The organism is Pseudomonas saliphila (assembly GCF_008638345.1).
GTDB classification, from domain to species: domain Bacteria; phylum Pseudomonadota; class Gammaproteobacteria; order Pseudomonadales; family Pseudomonadaceae; genus Halopseudomonas; species Halopseudomonas saliphila.
Genome location: NZ_VTVA01000023.1, coordinates 35,390 through 51,982 on the forward strand (window position 1 = coordinate 35,390; position 16,593 = coordinate 51,982).

18 protein-coding genes and 1 pseudogene are annotated in these 16,593 nt (G+C 59.7%); 18 read left to right on the plus strand and 1 reads right to left on the minus strand.

Annotation, left to right across the window (positions count from 1 at the left end; genetic code table 11):
- Nucleotides 1-10 precede the first annotated feature (10 nt).
- The 15 genes from fliH (at nucleotide 11) to flhB (ending at nucleotide 12,212) form a co-directional block, all read left to right on the plus strand.
- Nucleotides 11-799: a flagellar assembly protein FliH gene (gene fliH / locus FHK95_RS18440; protein ID WP_150306115.1), complete on the plus strand. Its 789-nt coding sequence runs from the start codon at nucleotides 11-13 to the stop codon at nucleotides 797-799.
- Nucleotides 792-2,138, plus strand: a complete 1,347-nt coding sequence (gene fliI / locus FHK95_RS18445) for a flagellar protein export ATPase FliI (protein WP_150306116.1) — start codon at nucleotides 792-794, stop codon at nucleotides 2,136-2,138. Before fliH ends, fliI begins: the two co-directional genes overlap by 8 nt.
- Nucleotides 2,131-2,586 (plus strand): flagellar export protein FliJ, encoded by a 456-nt coding sequence (fliJ, locus tag FHK95_RS18450; protein ID WP_150306117.1) that lies wholly within the window; start codon nucleotides 2,131-2,133, stop codon nucleotides 2,584-2,586. Before fliI ends, fliJ begins: the two co-directional genes overlap by 8 nt.
- Before the next feature lie 49 nt (nucleotides 2,587-2,635).
- On the plus strand, nucleotides 2,636-2,941 hold the full coding sequence (locus FHK95_RS18455) for an STAS domain-containing protein (protein WP_150306118.1): 306 nt from the start codon (nucleotides 2,636-2,638) through the stop codon (nucleotides 2,939-2,941).
- 3 nt (nucleotides 2,942-2,944) lie between these two features.
- The gene (locus tag FHK95_RS18460; protein WP_268977575.1) at nucleotides 2,945-4,654 is read left to right on the plus strand and encodes a fused response regulator/phosphatase; all 1,710 of its coding nucleotides are present in this window, start codon (nucleotides 2,945-2,947) and stop codon (nucleotides 4,652-4,654) included.
- A gap of 44 nt (nucleotides 4,655-4,698) precedes the next feature.
- Nucleotides 4,699-5,049: an Hpt domain-containing protein gene (locus FHK95_RS18465; RefSeq protein ID WP_150306119.1), complete on the plus strand. Its 351-nt coding sequence runs from the start codon at nucleotides 4,699-4,701 to the stop codon at nucleotides 5,047-5,049.
- An 84-nt stretch (nucleotides 5,050-5,133) separates the two neighbouring features.
- Nucleotides 5,134-6,330: a flagellar hook-length control protein FliK gene (locus FHK95_RS18470; protein WP_150306120.1), complete on the plus strand. Its 1,197-nt coding sequence runs from the start codon at nucleotides 5,134-5,136 to the stop codon at nucleotides 6,328-6,330.
- A 209-nt stretch (nucleotides 6,331-6,539) separates the two neighbouring features.
- The gene (locus FHK95_RS18475; protein WP_150306121.1) at nucleotides 6,540-7,052 is read left to right on the plus strand and encodes a flagellar basal body-associated FliL family protein; all 513 of its coding nucleotides are present in this window, start codon (nucleotides 6,540-6,542) and stop codon (nucleotides 7,050-7,052) included.
- A gap of 8 nt (nucleotides 7,053-7,060) precedes the next feature.
- Nucleotides 7,061-8,032 carry a flagellar motor switch protein FliM gene (gene fliM, locus FHK95_RS18480; protein WP_150306122.1) on the plus strand — a complete coding sequence of 324 codons (972 nt, stop codon included), beginning with the start codon at nucleotides 7,061-7,063 and terminating at the stop codon, nucleotides 8,030-8,032.
- Nucleotides 8,033-8,071: 39 nt separating this feature from the next.
- Nucleotides 8,072-8,539: a flagellar motor switch protein FliN gene (gene fliN, locus FHK95_RS18485; protein WP_150306123.1), complete on the plus strand. Its 468-nt coding sequence runs from the start codon at nucleotides 8,072-8,074 to the stop codon at nucleotides 8,537-8,539.
- Nucleotide 8,540: 1 nt separating this feature from the next.
- A complete protein-coding gene (gene fliO, locus FHK95_RS18490; protein WP_150306124.1) occupies nucleotides 8,541-8,969 on the plus strand; it encodes a flagellar biosynthetic protein FliO in 429 nt (142 codons plus the stop codon).
- On the plus strand, nucleotides 8,969-9,718 hold the full coding sequence (gene fliP, locus FHK95_RS18495) for a flagellar type III secretion system pore protein FliP (RefSeq protein ID WP_150306136.1): 750 nt from the start codon (nucleotides 8,969-8,971) through the stop codon (nucleotides 9,716-9,718). Before fliO ends, fliP begins: the two co-directional genes overlap by 1 nt.
- A 308-nt stretch (nucleotides 9,719-10,026) precedes the next feature.
- Nucleotides 10,027-10,296, plus strand: coding sequence for a flagellar biosynthesis protein FliQ (fliQ, locus tag FHK95_RS18500; protein ID WP_150306125.1), 270 nt, complete (start codon nucleotides 10,027-10,029; stop codon nucleotides 10,294-10,296).
- Entirely contained in the window at nucleotides 10,297-11,073 is a 777-nt protein-coding gene (fliR, locus tag FHK95_RS18505) for a flagellar biosynthetic protein FliR (protein ID WP_150306126.1), read from the plus strand.
- Nucleotides 11,073-12,212, plus strand: a complete 1,140-nt coding sequence (gene flhB, locus FHK95_RS18510) for a flagellar biosynthesis protein FlhB (protein ID WP_150306127.1) — start codon at nucleotides 11,073-11,075, stop codon at nucleotides 12,210-12,212. Before fliR ends, flhB begins: the two co-directional genes overlap by 1 nt.
- Nucleotides 12,213-12,568: 356 nt before the next feature.
- Here flhB and FHK95_RS18515 read toward each other — a convergent pair whose 3' ends face one another.
- The gene (locus tag FHK95_RS18515; protein WP_150306128.1) at nucleotides 12,569-13,522 is read right to left on the minus strand and encodes an NAD(P)H-dependent flavin oxidoreductase; all 954 of its coding nucleotides are present in this window, start codon (nucleotides 13,520-13,522) and stop codon (nucleotides 12,569-12,571) included.
- A gap of 209 nt (nucleotides 13,523-13,731) precedes the next feature.
- On the opposite strand from FHK95_RS18515, the pseudogene FHK95_RS18520 reads away from it, so the two are divergent.
- From FHK95_RS18520 to FHK95_RS18530, 3 genes and pseudogenes are all read left to right on the plus strand, one after another.
- Nucleotides 13,732-14,742: pseudogene (locus FHK95_RS18520) on the plus strand (tryptophan--tRNA ligase); the annotation flags it as partial.
- A gap of 98 nt (nucleotides 14,743-14,840) precedes the next feature.
- Nucleotides 14,841-15,557, plus strand: coding sequence for an SIMPL domain-containing protein (locus FHK95_RS18525; RefSeq protein ID WP_150306130.1), 717 nt, complete (start codon nucleotides 14,841-14,843; stop codon nucleotides 15,555-15,557).
- A 54-nt stretch (nucleotides 15,558-15,611) separates the two neighbouring features.
- Complete coding sequence (locus tag FHK95_RS18530; RefSeq protein ID WP_150306131.1) at nucleotides 15,612-16,496, plus strand: alpha/beta fold hydrolase; 885 nt, start codon at nucleotides 15,612-15,614, stop codon at nucleotides 16,494-16,496.
- Nucleotides 16,497-16,593: the final 97 nt, after the last annotated feature.

Consider the following 16,593-nt stretch of genomic DNA (forward strand, 5'->3'; position numbering starts at 1 on the left):
GAGGCTCTGCATGAAAAGCAAACAAGACAGTGACCTGATCCGTGGCAGCAAGCCGGAGGCCTTCAGTCTGTGGAATCTGCCGAGCTTTGACGAAGAGCCGAATCAGGTGCCGCTGGTTGTTGAGCCGGACGAGCCCGAGCTGGATAAATCGACGTTGATGGCTGAGCCTGAGGAAGAGATCGAGCAGGCCAAGCCCTTTACCGTCGAGGAACTCGAGCAGATCCGTGAAGAGGCCTACAACGAAGGTTTCTCGACTGGCGAGAAAGACGGCTTTCATTCCGGGCAGCTCAAGGCTCAGCAGGAAGCGCGCAGCAAAACCGACGCCCGCTTGCTCGAGCTGGAAGCCCTGATGGCTCAACTGATGGAGCCGATGAAGGATCAGGATGAGCAGGTCGAAGACATGCTGTTGAGCCTGGTGGAAACCATGGTCCGTCAGGTCATCCAGCGCGAACTCAAGACCGATTCCAGCCAGATTCTTCTGGTCCTGCGCGGCGCGCTCAAGGCTCTGCCGATGGGCGCAGGCAATATCCGTATCTATCTAAACCCTGTCGATTTTGATGCCGTCAAGGCGCTACGTGAGCGCCACGAAGAAACCTGGCGCCTGCTGGAAGATGACGCGCTGCTGCCCGGCGGTTGCCGTATCGAGACAGAGCACAGCCAGCTTGACGCGTCACTGGAGACGCGACTGAAGCTGATCGTGGAGCAACTGTTTGATGCCCGCCTCGAACAGCGCGCGCACCCACCCGAGGCGGATCTGGCGATTCCCGCTGCCTTGAAGGAAAGCCTGCCGGATGCCTGAACGTATCAGCTTTGCCCGCCGGCTGAGTCGTTATCAGCCGGTACTCAATCTCTCATCCGAACCTGTCGTCGAGGGACGGCTGATCCGCATGGTCGGCCTGACGCTGGAAGCCGAAGGCTGCAAGGCGCCAGTGGGCGGACGCTGCATGGTGATCAGCGAGACGCCCCAGGGCAGCACGCAGATTGAGGCCGAGGTGATGGGCTTCTCGGGTAGCAAGATCTATCTGATGCCGGTCGACAACATGCAGGGCCTGCAACCGGGCGCCCGCGTGGTGCCGTCTGCCGGCGGCGGCAAACTGCCGATGGGCTTTGGCATGCTCGGCCGGGTGGTGGACGGTATCGGTCGCCCACTGGATGGCAAGGGCATGTTCAAGGCCGATGATTGGGTCGACCTGAACGGCCCGGTCATTAACCCGCTGAAGCGCCACCCCATTGAGCAGACTCTCGACGTCGGCATCCGCTCGATCAACAGTTTATTGACGGTTGGGCGGGGGCAGCGTCTTGGCCTGTTCGCCGGTAGCGGCGTGGGCAAGAGTATGTTGCTCGGCATGATGACGCGCTTTACTGATGCCGATATCACCATCGTTGGTCTGGTCGGCGAGCGAGGCCGGGAGGTCAAGGAATTCATCGAGCAGATTCTCGGCGAGGAGGGCATGGCGCGCTCGGTGGTGGTTGCTTCGCCGGCGGACGACGCGCCGTTGATGCGCCTGCGCGCCGCGATGTATTGCACGCGCATTGCCGAATATTTCCGCGATCAGGGCAAGAACGTGTTGCTGCTGATGGATTCACTGACGCGTTTTGCGCAGGCCCAGCGCGAAATTGCACTGGCGATTGGCGAGCCGCCAGCGACCAAGGGTTATCCGCCGTCAGTGTTTGCCAAACTGCCGCAGTTGGTGGAGCGCGCCGGTAACGCCGAAGAGGGCGGCGGCTCGATCACTGCTTTTTACACCGTGTTATCCGAGGGTGACGACCAGCAGGACCCGATCGCCGATGCGTCGCGGGCGATTCTTGATGGGCACATCGTGTTGTCGCGGCGCCTGGCCGAAGAGGGGCATTATCCGGCCATTGATATCGAAGCCTCGATCAGTCGGGCGATGCCGCAGATTGTCAGCCGCGAATACCTGCAGCGCGCACAGATGTTCAAGCAGATGTACGCGCGCTACCAGCAAAGCCGCGATCTGATCAGCGTGGGTGCCTATTCCGCCGGTTCAGATCCGCTGACCGATACGGCTATCGCTAGAATGCCGCAAATGCAGGGGTTTCTGCGCCAGGCGCTACATGAAAGCGTCAGCCTGCCGGATAGCCAGGCCGGCTTGGAGCAATTGGTGAGCCATGAGTGACAGTCGGGTACGCCGACTCGCGCCGGTGCTGGATATGGCGCTGGAAGACGAACGCAAGGCCGCCAAACAGCTTGGCGAGGCGCAGAAACAACTCGATACCGCCAGCGCGCGGCTGCAGGATCTGGAGTTCTACTGCGGCGAGTACGAAAAGGGCTGGATCCAGCGGGGCGAACAGGGCGTTGGCCGCGACTGGCTGTTGAATTACCAGCGCTTCATGGCGCAGATGCAGACGGCCATCGAGCAACAACAGAACACCGTGACCTGGCATCTTCGCGCGCTGGACCGCTCAAAGGAGCAGTGGCGTCAGCGCTATCAACGGCTGGAAGCCATGCGCAAGCTGATCGAGCGCTATCAACAGGAAGCGCGCGTCAAGGCCGACAAACAGGAACAAAAGCTGCTGGATGAACTCTCTCAAAGGGCCATCGGCATCCGCCGCGACGTTAGCTGATTGCTCCTGCTATGCTGAGGTTTACCTGTGAACAGCCGAGGAACCCAGTATGGCGATTCAGGCAAGTCATTCCACCGATGGTCAGGTGTTAACTATTCGTGTGAGCGGGCGCTTCGACTTTGGCGTCCATCAGGAATTTCGCGAGGCCTACGAGCGTAGCGGGCTGACGCCGCAACGGTACGTGGTTGACCTGCAGGACACCGACTATATCGATAGCTCCGCGCTGGGCATGCTGTTGTTGCTGCGCGATCATGCCGGCGGGGACGAGGCGCTTATCCAGATCGTGCACTGCAACCCCGACGTGCGGAAAGTGTTCAGTATTTCCAACTTCGAACAGCTCTTCAGCATCGAGTAACCTGTGTCGCTCCCTCTTCAGTCCCGCCAATCCGCCGAGTTGACGGTGCTGGTGGCTGATGACAATCCCGCTGACCGCATGATTCTCGGCCGGCTGGTGAGCCGCCTTGGCCATAGAGTCATCAGTGTCGAAAACGGTATGCAGGCGGTTGAGCAGTTCTCGGCGCGCCTGCCCGATCTGGTATTGCTCGACGCGCTGATGCCGGTGATGGATGGCTTTGCTGCTGCGCGGCGTATCAAGGAGCTGGCGGGCGAGGATCTGGTGCCGATCATTTTCCTGACCAGCCTGAGCGAATCCGATGCGCTGTTGAAATGCCTCGAAGCCGGCGGCGATGATTTTCTTTCCAAGCCCTATAACCCAGTGGTGTTGCAGGCCAAGATCAGTGCCTTCGGCCGCATGCATGAAATGCACAATACCTTGCGAGCCCAGCGCGATCTGATCACCAGCCAGCACCAACGGCTTGTCCGTGATCAGGAACTGGCGAAAACGGTGTTCGACCGCGTTGCGCATGCGGGATGTCTCTCGGCAAGTAATCTGCGCTATCTGCAATCGGCCTTCGCCATGTTCAACGGCGACATTCTGCTGGCGGCTTATAAGCCGTCCGGCGGAATGCATCTTCTGCTGGGGGACTTCACCGGGCATGGCCTGTCGGCGGCCATCGGTGCGATGCCGCTGGCTGAGGTGTTTTATGCAATGAGTGCGCGGGGGTTCAACCTGCGCGACATCATCATCGAGCTCAATGGCAAGCTTGCGCAGATCCTGCCGGTGGGTATCTTCTGTTGTGCGGTGCTGGCCGAAGTCAATCCCGCCAAGGGCCTGGTCGAGATCTGGAATGGCGGGTTGCCGGAGGTACTGATCATCGGGCGTCAGGCCGAGCTGCTACATCGGATTCCCTCTACGCATCTACCGCTGGGCGTCGCCCGGGTCGAGCGTTTCGATCCCAATCCGGTGGTGCTGGCGATGGATCCGGGTGACCGCTTGCTGTGCTGGACCGATGGCGTCATCGAGAGCCGCAATCATAGTGGCGAGCCCTTCGGCGAGCAGCGTGTGCTGCGCTTGCTGGAGGATTATGCTGGCCGGCCACAGCTGTTCTTTGATGGCTTGCTGCGCGCAATCGAAGCCTTCCACGGTGCGCCACAGGACGACATCAGCCTGTTGGAAATGGTGATGCTGGAGCCCGCTCAGCAGCGCCCCACAGCGTCTGCAATGGGCGGCCATGCGAAATCGGCGCAGGACTGGCAGTTGGCCTATACCTTCCGCGCCGCCTCGGTCAGGAATTTTAATCCGTTGCCCTTTCTGCTTGAGGCGCTGATGGATATCCCCGGCCTGCGTCCGCACATTGGCAGCGTTTTTGTCATCCTCAGCGAGCTGTACAGCAATGCCCTTGAGCATGGTCTGCTAAGCCTGGATTCCAAGCTGAAGCGCGACTCCATGGGCTTCGCCCGTTACTACGCTCAGCGCAGCCAGCAGCTCTCGACCCTGCGTGATGGCTGGATTCAGGTGGTGCTCGATCATTCGCCGACCGAGCGCGGCGGCGTGCTGCGAATCGAAGTCGGCGACAGCGGCAAGGGATTTGCCCCAGCGTTAGCCTTTCCCGAGAACGGCTATGCTGGCAGAGGTCTCGCATTGGTGACCGCATTGGCCGACGAGATCAAATACAATGCACAGGGCAACCGCGCCCGAGCTGTGTTTAGCTGGGGTGTCGAGCCCTAGGTTCTGCGGCCGCTTCCCAAACCATCCTCAAGGATCGCCTACCCATGCTGGAAAATCCGCCGGATCTGGACCCCTCTGTTCAGGCATCGCTCAAGGAGCTGATGCAGGACAACTATGAAGTACTGGTGGAGATCTTTCTTAGCGATACCGAGATGCGCCTTGGACTGCTGCGTAGCTATTTATTGACAGAAAACTGGCAGGACTACCGGCAGACTGCGCACAGTTTGCGCGGGAGCTGCGGGAATATCGGCGCGCCGGCTTTGCATCAGGCGGCGGCGCAGGCCGAGCAGGCGGGTGCCGAGGCGGATAGCCAGGCCGCACTGGTTGCCTTCGAGCGGCTTGTGCAGCTGTTCGAACGGGTCAAGCCGCAGCTTCAGCCCATCATTTCAGAATAATCTTCGCTTTGACCTTCATCTGGCCCGCTGTTTGCTTGTAACAGGCAACGGAGCAGTTTGCTCACACGCCATGGAGATCATTCAATGTCAGTTAGCCAAGCCCTGCTGGCGTTATCCCCGTCCGAAGTGCGCCCTGCGGGCAACATCCGCGGCGCCATGTCCTCTACGGCGGGCGACACAGAGGAAGTGGATTTCGCCAACCTGTTGGCCGAGCAGCAGCCGGAACGCCTCGATGCCTTGCTGAAGAGTCTTGAGCAGAGCGGGATGACGGCAATCGAAGACCTTGCACTTGCCGGGGACGGCAAGCCGTTGCCGGACGCCGTGCAGGATTGGCTCGGCCAGTTGGCCGATCTTGGCGATGCCCGCGATGCGTTGTCTGGGATGCCGCAGGACCAATTGCCTGCAGCGACAACGGCCGCGAAACCTGACGAATCCTTGACGGAATTATCCGAACGCTGGATGAAGTGGCTGAACGAGGCGCGCGGTTCCTTGACGCCATCGGAGCCGAAACAGCCCCTCGACAGCAAAGCCGCCCTGGCGTCGCTCGGTACCAAGCTTGAGACGCCGGTAACGGCACAGCTAGAATCGCTGCGCCAGCCGATCGACGCGGCGGTGCCCGTGCAGCGTACTGTCGCAGTTGCGCAGTCGGGTGACATGCAGGCCGCATTCGCCGGGAAACTGGCCGGGCAGCTTGATGCCAAGGCGCTGGGTAACGAGCCACTGCTGACCGATTCGGAGAGTGAGGACGGTCTCAGCCGGCCCGCGATGTCCACGCAGCCAGCTACGGCCCAGGCTGCATTGACTGCGCGACCGGTCAATGCGGCGGCCCAGGCACTCGGGGTACCCTTTGGGCAGCAAAGCTGGGGCGAGGCCGCAGTCGAAAAAGTCATGTGGATGTCCAGTCAGAACCTGCGCAGCGTGGAGATCAAGCTGGATCCGGCAGAGCTGGGTCCGCTCGAAATCCATATCCAGAACCGTGGGCAGGAGCATCAGGTTCAGTTTGTCAGCCAGAATCCGTCGGTACGTGAAGCCCTCGAAGCGCAGATGTTCCGATTACGTGAAATGTTCAGCCAGCAGGGTATGGATCAGGTCAACGTGACGGTATCCGATGGCTCGGCAGGTCAGCAATCCGGACGCGAAGCGCACGCCGGCGCCTCCGGTGAAGGGCGACAGCAGGGCCAGGGCGGGCAGGGCGAAACCTCCGGCCAGTCCGAGTCGCTGTTAACCACCGCAGAGGCGGCAAGAGTGTCGGCCGAACGCCTGGTCGACTACTACGCCTGATTGATTATTGGCCGGGGGTTCCTGGGGCTGTAGCGCGCCTGCGCTACGGCAAGCTCCCAGACACCCTGGCCCGGCAATCCCGCGCCGAAACCCCAGCTTTAGACCTTCTCGAAAATCCGAATCCCCAAAGGCGTCGCGCCCAATTGGCATGCTCAATGCAAGCAATATCCGAAACAGTTGATTTCACGCATTACTGACGGAATATTGGCATGGCCCGACAACAGCCCGAACCTGCCCAAGTGGCGCCCGACAGCCCCCCGGCTAGTCGCAAGAAACTCTTCCTCCTCATAGGCGCTGGCCTGCTTGCGTTACTGCTGTCGGTCGGCGCAGCGGCCTACTTTCTGTTGGCCGGTGAGGACGAAGCCTCGGTGGAAACGCCCGTCGTGGCGACCGCTAAGCCAATGGCCGCCGTCTACCAATCCCTGGATCCGGCCTTTGTCGTCAACTACGTGCATAACGGTCGGCAACGCTATATGCAGGTCAACGTGGTGCTGATGGGCCGCGACCCGCAGCTCATGAGTCAGCTCAGCGCCCACTTGCCGCTGATTCGCAATGAACTGGTCATGCTGTTCAGCAGTGAAGAATTTGACGCGTTGTTCAGTCCTGAGGGCAAGGAAACTCTGCGTGAACGGGCCTCGCTTGCGGTGAAGGCGCTGATGGAAAAAGAACTCGGCAACCCGGTGATTGAGTCGGCGTTGTTCACCAATATCGTTCTGCAATAGGAAACCCCATGGCCGTTCAGGATCTGCTCTCGCAAGACGAAATTGACGCGCTGTTACATGGCGTCGATGACGGCGCGATTGATATGGAAGACGATGCCGAACCGGGCACAGTCAAAAGCTATGACCTGACCAGCCAGGACCGCATTGTCCGCGGTCGTATGCCCACGCTGGAAATGATCAACGAGCGCTTCGCGCGCTACACCCGTATCAGCATGTTCAACCTGTTACGCCGTTCGGCGGACGTGGCGGTGGGCGGCGTACAGGTAATGAAGTTCGGAGAGTACGTGCATTCGCTGTATGTGCCGACCAGTCTCAACCTGGTGAAAATGAAGCCGCTACGTGGCACCGCACTCTTTATTCTGGATGCACGACTGGTGTTCAAGCTGGTCGACAACTTCTTCGGCGGCGACGGCCGCCACGCCAAGATTGAAGGCCGTGAATTCACCCCGACCGAGTTGCGCGTGGTACGCATGGTGCTGGATCAGGCCTTTGCTGACATGAAGGAAGCCTGGCAAGCGGTGCAGGACGTGACCTTCGAGTACGTCAATTCCGAGGTTAACCCGGCGCTGGCCAATATCGTCAGCCCCAGCGAGGTGGTAGTGGTCTCGACCTTCCATATCGAGCTGGACGGCGGCGGCGGCGATCTGCATGTCACCTTTCCCTATTCGATGATCGAGCCGCTGCGTGAAGTGCTGGATTCGGGTGTGCAGTCCGATGTGGATGAGCATGACGAGCGCTGGGTGCGTGCGCTGCGTGAAGAGATTACCTGCGCCAAGGTGCCGCTGAGCGCCACCGTCGTGCGCCGCGAACTCAAGTTGAAGGATCTGCTCAGCATGCAGGCCGGCGACGTGATTCCGGTCGAGATGCCGGATCATATGGTGCTCTGCGCCAATGGTGTACCGACGTTCAAGGCCAAGTTGGGATCGGTGAAGGGCAACCTGGGTTTGCAAATTCTTGGCCCGATTGTGCGGCCGCGATAACCCAACGAATACGTAACGCTAATGTAGAGGAACGGCACGATGTCTGATGACAAGAATTCCAGCGAAATCAGTCCTGAAGAGCAGGCGCTGGCGGATGAGTGGGCTGCTGCGATGGAGGAGGCCGGCGATTCGAGCCAGGACGACATTGATGCCATGCTTGCCGGTAACAATGGCTCCAAACCCATGCCCATGGAAGAGTTTCCCAAGCCAGCCAGAACGTCCGACGATTTTTTCCAGGGCACCGATGGCCCCAATCTGGACGTCATTCTGGATATCCCGGTGACGATCTCGATGGAGGTCGGTGACACCGAAATTACCATTCGCAATCTGTTGCAGCTCAATCAGGGCTCAGTGGTCGAACTCGACCGGCTGGCCGGCGAGCCGCTCGACGTCAAGGTCAACGGAACGCTGATTGCCCACGGCGAGGTGGTGGTGGTGAACGAAAAGTTCGGTATTCGCCTGACCGATGTGATCAGCCCCTCCGAACGCATCAAGAAGTTGCGTTGATATGCGGGCGATCCTGGTTGCACTGCTGAGCGCATTGCCGGCAGGCGTCTTCGCCGCAGAGCCTGCTGCCTCGGCCACCACCAGTGCTGCGCAAACCTCGCTTATCGGGCAATTGACCCAGCTCGGCCTCGGTCTGGTGCTGGTCGTGGGGCTGATTTTTGTCATGGGGTATCTCATGCGCCGCGTCGGCCCTCTGTCGCCACAGGGCGCGCAGCATATCCGTGTAGTCAGCAGTCTGCCGCTGGGCCCCCGCGATCGGTTGATACTGGTGGATGTGGGCGGCAAGCAGATGCTACTGGGCGCCTCGCCGGGACGGATCGGCACCTTGCACGTGTTCGATGAGGCTGTGGCGGAGCTTCCGAGTGGCGCGGTCGACAGCGATTTCGCGCGCAAGCTGCAGTCTCTGCTTAAACGGGAGAACCGCCAGTGATGCGCTGGATGTTGCTGTTTCTGACATTATTGGCGCCGGCGGCGCTGGCCCAAACGGCCGGTGATCCGCTGAGCTTGCCTGCGGTCACCCTGAGCACCGATGCGGACGGCGAGCAGACCTACTCGGTGAGTCTGCAGATTCTGCTGCTGATGAGCTCGCTGACCTTCATTCCGGCGTTCGTCATGATGATGACCAGCTTCACTCGCATCATCATTGTGTTCTCCATACTCCGGCAGGCGCTCGGGCTGCAGCAGACGCCGTCGAGTCAGATTCTTGTTGGTCTGGCGCTGTTCCTGACTATTTTCATCATGGCGCCCATCTTCGAGCGCATCAACGAAACCGCATTGCAGCCTTATCTGGCCGAGGAGCTGGCGCCGCAACAGGCGTTGGAACAGGCCAGTATTCCGCTGCGTGAGTTCATGCTGGCGCAAACCCGGGAAACTGATCTCGAGCTGTTCGTACGGCTGGCGCGGCGTACCGACATAGCCACCCCGGAGGAAGTGCCTTTCCATATCATGGTCCCGGCGTTTGTTACCTCCGAGCTGAAGACCGCGTTCCAGATCGGCTTCATGATCTTCATTCCCTTTCTGATCATTGACCTGGTGGTCGCCAGCGTACTGATGGCGATGGGTATGATGATGCTGTCGCCGCTGATCATTTCGCTGCCGTTCAAGATCATGCTGTTCGTGCTGGTGGACGGTTGGGCGCTGATTATCGGCACCCTCGCGGCCAGCTTCGCCGTTACCTAGGGTCTGTTGCCGTTTCATCGCGGCCGCGACGGAGGCCCGTTTAATGAAGAGCAAGGCGCGAGGAGTGTAATTTGGTTGTTCCAAATGAGCGACGAGTAACGCCGTGCTGCGCTAAACGGGCCCTGTCCCTTCGGGTGGGGCCGCCTAGGTTGCGCGTCAAATGACGCCATGCGGCGTTGCAGGACTTGGCAAGGGAGTAACCATTACCTGCGTCCCGCGCCTTGCGGAACGCCGCCCGGCCTGGCGTCATTTGACACAGCAACGCGGCTCGCGATGAAACGGCAACAGACCCTAACCCAGGAGAAAACATGACGCCAGAAGTAGCGGTTGATCTGTTCCGCCAGGCCCTGTGGCTGACCACGGTCATGGTCGCGGTGATCGTGCTGCCAAGCCTGATGGTCGGCCTGGTGGTGGCGATGTTTCAGGCGGCCACCCAGATCAACGAGCAGACGTTGAGCTTTCTGCCGCGGCTGCTATTCACCTTCATCACCCTGATTGTGCTCGGCCCCTGGCTGGTCACGCAGGTGATCGACTTTACCGAAAACCTGTACCGGGCAATCCCCGGACTGATCGGCTGAATGTTCGAGTTTGCTGCCGCCGAGGTCAGCCGCTGGGTTGCCAGTTACATGTGGGTCCTCTTCCGGGTGGCCAGTGTGCTGATGACCATGCCGGTGTTCGGCACGCAAATGCTGCCGGTACGCATCCGCCTGTATCTCGCACTGATGATCGCCATGCTCATCACCCCCATGATTCCTCCGGTGCCCGCGTTCGAGGCGCTCTCCCTGGCGACCTGGCTGGTCATTGGTGAGCAGATCCTGATTGGCGCCGCCATGGGCTTCATGTTGCAGCTGTTGTTCCAGATCCACGTACTGGCCGGCCAGATTGTAGCGATGCAGATGGGTCTGGGCTTCGCCTCGATGAACGATCCGACCATGGGGATCTCCGTAGCGGTGGTGGCGCAGGTATTCACCATGCTGGTGACGCTGTTGTTTCTGGCAATGGACGGCCATCTGGTGGTGATCGAGGTGCTGGCCGAAAGCTTTATCACCTTGCCGATTGGCGAGGGCTTGCTGGCCACGGATTTCCATACTTTGGTGCTGCGGTTCTCCTGGGTGATGGCCGCTGCGCTGCTGATCGGTCTGCCAGCCATCACCGCGCTATTGATCGTCAACCTGTCGTTCGGCGTGATGATGCGCGCCGCGCCGCAATTGAATATCTTCTCGATCGGTTTCCCGCTGACACTGGTGTTTGGCCTGTTCATTCTCTGGGTCGTGCTGGGTGACGTCGGCACTCAATATCATTCATTGGCTACTGAGACCCTCGAGTGGCTGCGTGAAATGGTGCGGGTGCGCTGATGGCTGATCAACCGGACAGCGGCCAGGAAAAAACCGAAGAACCCACGGAGAAACGCCTCAAGGATTCCCGTGATAAAGGCCAGATCGCCCGCTCCAAGGAGCTGAACACCCTCGCCGTGGTCATGGTATCGGCAGTTGGTCTGTTGATGCTTGGCCCGGCGATGGTCGGCAAGTTGATGAACCTGATGGTCTTCAACTTCAGCCTGGACCGCGAAGTGCTGTATTCCACCGATACCATGGCGCTGCATCTGCTGGCCTCGGTGGAGCAGGGGTTCAGTGTGCTCGGCCCATTGTTCTTCATGGTGCTGATTGCTGCACTGGTGGGGCCGCTACTGCTGGGTGGCTGGCTGTTCAGCGCCAAATCGCTGGCACCCAAGTTCGAAAGGATGAATCCGCTCGCTGGCCTGAAACGGATGTTCTCGGTCAAGGCGCTGGTCGAGCTGCTCAAGGCGTTGGCCAAGTTCCTGGTGGTGCTCACCGTGGCGCTGTTGGTCCTCAACCTGCGCCAGGACGATCTGCTTTCCCTTTCCCGGCAACCCTTGCCTGACGCGATCGCTCATAGCGCCTGGGTGTTGGGTAGCTCACTGCTGATCCTGGCCTGCTCACTGATCCTGATTGCCACCGTGGATGTGCCCTTCCAGCTCTGGGACAACAAGAAAAAGCTGAAGATGACCAAGCAGGAAGTGCGCGATGAGTACAAGGATTCCGAAGGCAAGCCGGAAGTGAAATCGCGGATTCGTCAGCTGCAACGTGAGATGGCCGAGCGGCGCATGATGGACGAGGTGCCCAACGCCGACGTGGTCATCACCAACCCGACGCACTTTGCCGTGGCACTGAAGTACGACCCGATCAATTCCGGCGCCCCGGTGGTTGTGGCCAAGGGAGGAGACTTCCTGGCGCAGAAAATCCGTGAGATCGCTGGCGAGCACGACGTGGTAATCCTTGAGGCACCGCCATTAGCGCGGGCTGTGTTCTACAGCACCGAACTCAATCAACAAATTCCGGCGGGGCTTTATCTGGCCGTGGCCCAGGTGTTGGCCTACGTATTCCAGCTGCGACAGTACCGAGCAGGCGAGGGCAAGCGCCCCGGGCCTGTGCCGGATGTGCCTATTCCGGATGAATTGCGGCGGGACGAGTGAAAGCAAATAGCGAAACGCGAAAAGCAAATAGCGAAAAGCAAATAGCGAAAAGCAAATCCCCCCTAGCCCCCCTTTTTCAAAGAGGGGAATTGTCCGAGACACTGCTCGTGTAAGCGNAGGGGAATTGTCCGAGACACTGCTCGTGTAAGCGTCTGACGCGTGCCCTTGAGTTGTGAGGCTCTCGATGACCACCAGAATCACACCGACATAACCAATAACGCAGAACCGGTCCCCCCTTTGGCAAAGGGGGCTAGGGGGATTTGATTTTCAAGATTGCGAACTCGTAGATCAACCACCGATTTTCCCACAGCCAACTCGAGCTCTAAGTCACGCGGTAGCTCACACCTAAGCAAGACTCAGCCAAGCAACCGCTGCTTAGCCGCCAGATAGTCGCGCTTGAGTTCAGCAATGACCTTCGCAGTCGAAGTAATCTCGCCAATCCCGCCCACGCCTTGACCCGCGCCCCAGATATCCCGCCAGGCCTTACTTTTGTCGCTGCCGAAGGACATTGCGCTCTTGTCGGCTTCCGGAAGGTTGTCCGGATCCAGCCCTGATTTGGCGATACTGCCGCGCAGATAGTTGCCATGCACACCGGTAAACAGGTTGGAATAGATGACGTCGGTGGCGGCGCTGTCGACGATCATCTGCTTGTAGGCTTCGTCGGCGTTGGCTTCGTGGGTGGCGATGAAGCGGGTACCGATATACGCGAAATCCGCGCCCATCGCCTCGGCGGCAAGAATCTGTTTGCCCTGGGTAATGGAGCCGGACAGCGCAATCGGGCCGTCGTAGAATTTGCGAATCTCCGATACCAGCGCGAAGGGGCTGAGGGTGCCTGCGTGGCCGCCAGCACCGGCACAGACCAGAATCAGACCATCGACGCCGGCTTCGATCGCCTTCTCGGCGTGACGTACGCTGATGACGTCATGGAATACCTTGCCGCCATAACTGTGCGCGACTTTCACCGCCTCATGCGGCGCGCGCAGGCTGGTGATCATGATCGGCACCTGAAACTTCGCACAGGCCTCAAGATCGTGCTGGAGCCGATCGTTGGAATGATGGACGATCTGGTTCACAGCGAAGGGTGCGACCTTCTTGTCGGGGTTGGCGGCCTTGTACTCGGCCAGCTCGGTGGTCAGCTGCTGCAGCCATTGCTCCAGCACCTCGGCCGGGCGCGCATTGAGTGCGGGGAAGGAGCCGACGATGCCGTTCTTGCACTGCTCGGCCACCAGGAGCGGGTTGGAGATGATGAACATGGGAGATGCAATAACAGGTATCTCGAGCTGTGCCTTGAGTTCCTCAGCGAACGACATCGTGCCTTCCTCAGTGTGATCAACAGGGCAATCAGTCTAATCGGAACCGGGTCAGCACGACCAGCGACGAGGGCGGGTATCAGGCAATGCAATGGGCGGTCATCAGCAGTGCAGGCACCCGTATCGAGGCGCGCGGTCGCTTTGAAAAGTCCCGCCGTTGTACACTTACCTCCATTCATGTCACCGCTTACAAGTAGAACCACCTTCCAATGCAAAAGACTCGCGTACTCACCGGTATCACCACGACCGGCACTCCGCACCTCGGCAACTATGTCGGTGCCATCAAGCCCGCTATCGCTGCCAGCCAGGATCCCAACGTTCAGTCCTATTACTTCCTTGCCGACCTGCATGCCTTGATCAAATGCCAGGATCCAAAACGAGTTCAGGAGTCGCGCCTGGAAATTGCCGCTACCTGGCTGGCGCTGGGACTGGATACCGATAATGCGGTGTTCTATCGGCAGTCCGATGTGCCCGAGACCACTGAGCTGGCCTGGATGCTGTCGTGCGTCTGCGCCAAGGGTTTGATGAACCGCGCGCACGCTTACAAGGCATCGGTTGCCGAGAACGAAGCTGCCGGTCAGGCCGATCCTGACAAGGGCGTGACCATGGGGCTGTTCGGCTACCCGGTACTGATGGCGGCGGACATTCTCATGTTCAATGCCAACAAGGTGCCGGTGGGGCGCGATCAGATCCAGCACATCGAAATGGCGCGTGACATGGCAGGTCGCTTCAATCACCTGTTCAAGGGGCAGTATTTCACCCTGCCTGAAGCGGTAGTGGACCAAAGCGTAGAAGTGCTGCGCGGTCTGGATGGACGCAAGATGTCCAAGAGCTACGACAACACCATTCCGCTGTTCGCCCCTGAGAAGAAACTGCTCAAGCTGGTCCGCAAGATCAAGACCAATTCGCTGGAGCCGGGCGAGCCGAAGGACCCGGATACCTGCACCCTGTTTCAGATCTATTCCGCTTTCGCTACACCCGAAGAATCCCAGGCCATGCGCGCGCGTTATCTTGAAGGCATCGGCTGGGGCGAGGCCAAGGACGCGCTGTTCGAGTACCTGAACCTCTACCTGCGCGAGCCACGCGAACGATATCAGGCGCTGCTCGAAGACCCGGCGTATATTGAAGGCGTCCTGCAAAAAGGTGCCGAACGCGCCCGCGCTGAAGCCGGTGTGTTGATGGCCAAGGTACGTCAGGCGACCGGGCTGGGCTCCTTTTTATAAACGATATAAGCGCCTCGCGCGGTTACCCCGCTGGCGCGTGATGTCGAAGGCAGAACCAGATAGTCAATAAGAAGAAATGATAGGGAGAAGTCATCATGAGCAAGCCGGTAGTGAACGCAGTTACAGGCATTTTGGCCGCGTTGATCGTTGCTGCAGCGCTGGTGCTGATGGCGATGAGTCTGAAGAGCGGGCTGCTGCAGTTTGGCGGCGCGGACCGTGTGGTGAGCGTTAAAGGCCTCGCCGAACGTAACGTCGAGGCCGACCTGGCGCTGTGGCCGGTCAGCTTTTCGGTAGCGGATAACAGCCTCGACAGCCTGCAGGGCAAGATCGAGGAGCAGCAGGATCTGGTGCGTTCGTTCCTGCTGCTGCGGGGTTTCGTTGAAGACGATATCCAGCTATCCATGCCGAAGATTACCGATCAACACGCCAATACCTATGGCAACACGCTGCCGCCGGAACGCTATCGCGCCGAGGTCACGGTGCTGGTGCGTACCCAGGATATTGAAAGTGTGCAGAGCGGCATGCAGACCGTTGGCGAACTGGTTAAATCCGGCGTTGCGCTGACCCAGAATTACGATAGCCAACCGCGGTTTCTGTTTACCCGGCTGGAGTTGATCAAGGCCGACATGATCGCTGATGCAACGCGCGACGCCCGGGCTGCCGCCGATCAGTTTGCGCGGGATGCCGACGCTGAAGTGGGCAGCATACGCCGCGCTTCGCAGGGGTATTTTTCCATCGAAGATGTTGACCCTTACACGCCACAGGTCAAGCGCGTGAGAGTCGTTACCAGTATCGATTACAGCCTGCGCTGACAGGCAGCTGCGCCGGCTGAACAGCGCCGGCCATTACTTTTCGGGGACACCTTTATGACGCTGTTGCCCTGGGCACACGAAACGAGTGCCGGGTTTACATTGCGCGGCTGGCATACGCCGCCTAGCCACAAACCGCTGTTGCAGTTTTTGCACGGTAACGGGTTTTGCTGCAGAACCTACGAACCCTTTCTCGAACACCTTGCCGAGCATTTTGATCTGTGGCTTTGCGATCTGCAGGGGCACGGCGACAGCGATCACGGTGGACACTTTCTCGGCTGGAACCGCAATGCCGAGCTGGCTCTCGACGCCTTCAATGCAGGTAAGCAGCAATTCGGCGACGTGCCGCATTACGCCTGCGGGCATAGCTTTGGCGGCGTGCTCACCAGCCTGATGCTGGCCCAGCATCCAGGTATTTTCGAGAAGGCGGTGCTGCTTGATCCCGTGTTATTCCCCCAGCAGCAGCTGGTTCTGCGCGGAGCGCTGGGCTTGATCGGGCAGCGCGGCAATGCGTTATCGAAAAAGACACGCACCCGCCGGGATCAATGGCCCGACCGCGACGCCGCCTACAAGGCGCTACACAATCGCGGCATGTTTCGCGGATGGGAGGAGAGCGCCTTCCGTGCGCATATCGAGCACGGCTTGCGACAAGCTGAAAACGGCAGCGTAGAGCTGAAGTGTCAGCCCAGTCGGGAAGCGGAGGTGTTCGAAAGCTGGCCGAGTAAGCTCTGGTACTGGCTGCCCAGAATACACACGCCGACTCTGTTGCTGCACGGGGATGCGACCTATCCCTTTGTTAAGCAGGCCACGCGGCGGCTCACCCGTGTGAATCCGTGCGTGACCGCGCGGGAGTTGCCGGGTGGGCATTGTTTTATGCTGGAGGATTCGAAGCGGGCGGCGGGGGAGGTTGTGGGGTTTCTTGCTGCACCGGTCTCGGTCTGACGATTTGCCTGCGTTTTTTGAGTGTCTCTGATCGTGTTCGGAGTCAGGAGTGGGCCTTGGTGTGGCTGCAGAGATTGGCGTAGCGCAGGCGAGACTG

Excerpts from the sequence above, each read along its gene's own strand:
- fliH (WP_150306115.1), top strand. The coding sequence starts at position 11 with ATGAAAAGCAAACAAGACAGTGACCTGATCCGTGGCAGCAAGCCGGAG.
- fliI (WP_150306116.1), top strand. The coding sequence starts at position 792 with ATGCCTGAACGTATCAGCTTTGCCCGCCGGCTGAGTCGTTATCAGCCG.
- fliJ (WP_150306117.1), top strand. The coding sequence starts at position 2,131 with ATGAGTGACAGTCGGGTACGCCGACTCGCGCCGGTGCTGGATATGGCG.
- FHK95_RS18455 (WP_150306118.1), top strand. The coding sequence starts at position 2,636 with ATGGCGATTCAGGCAAGTCATTCCACCGATGGTCAGGTGTTAACTATT.
- FHK95_RS18465 (WP_150306119.1), top strand. The coding sequence starts at position 4,699 with ATGCTGGAAAATCCGCCGGATCTGGACCCCTCTGTTCAGGCATCGCTC.
- FHK95_RS18470 (WP_150306120.1), top strand. The coding sequence starts at position 5,134 with ATGTCAGTTAGCCAAGCCCTGCTGGCGTTATCCCCGTCCGAAGTGCGC.
- FHK95_RS18475 (WP_150306121.1), top strand. The coding sequence starts at position 6,540 with ATGGCCCGACAACAGCCCGAACCTGCCCAAGTGGCGCCCGACAGCCCC.
- fliM (WP_150306122.1), top strand. The coding sequence starts at position 7,061 with ATGGCCGTTCAGGATCTGCTCTCGCAAGACGAAATTGACGCGCTGTTA.
- fliN (WP_150306123.1), top strand. The coding sequence starts at position 8,072 with ATGTCTGATGACAAGAATTCCAGCGAAATCAGTCCTGAAGAGCAGGCG.
- fliO (WP_150306124.1), top strand. The coding sequence starts at position 8,541 with ATGCGGGCGATCCTGGTTGCACTGCTGAGCGCATTGCCGGCAGGCGTC.
- fliP (WP_150306136.1), top strand. The coding sequence starts at position 8,969 with ATGCGCTGGATGTTGCTGTTTCTGACATTATTGGCGCCGGCGGCGCTG.
- fliQ (WP_150306125.1), top strand. The coding sequence starts at position 10,027 with ATGACGCCAGAAGTAGCGGTTGATCTGTTCCGCCAGGCCCTGTGGCTG.
- fliR (WP_150306126.1), top strand. The coding sequence starts at position 10,297 with ATGTTCGAGTTTGCTGCCGCCGAGGTCAGCCGCTGGGTTGCCAGTTAC.
- flhB (WP_150306127.1), top strand. The coding sequence starts at position 11,073 with ATGGCTGATCAACCGGACAGCGGCCAGGAAAAAACCGAAGAACCCACG.
- FHK95_RS18515 (WP_150306128.1), bottom strand. The coding sequence starts at position 13,522 with ATGTCGTTCGCTGAGGAACTCAAGGCACAGCTCGAGATACCTGTTATT.
- FHK95_RS18525 (WP_150306130.1), top strand. The coding sequence starts at position 14,841 with ATGAGCAAGCCGGTAGTGAACGCAGTTACAGGCATTTTGGCCGCGTTG.
- FHK95_RS18530 (WP_150306131.1), top strand. The coding sequence starts at position 15,612 with ATGACGCTGTTGCCCTGGGCACACGAAACGAGTGCCGGGTTTACATTG.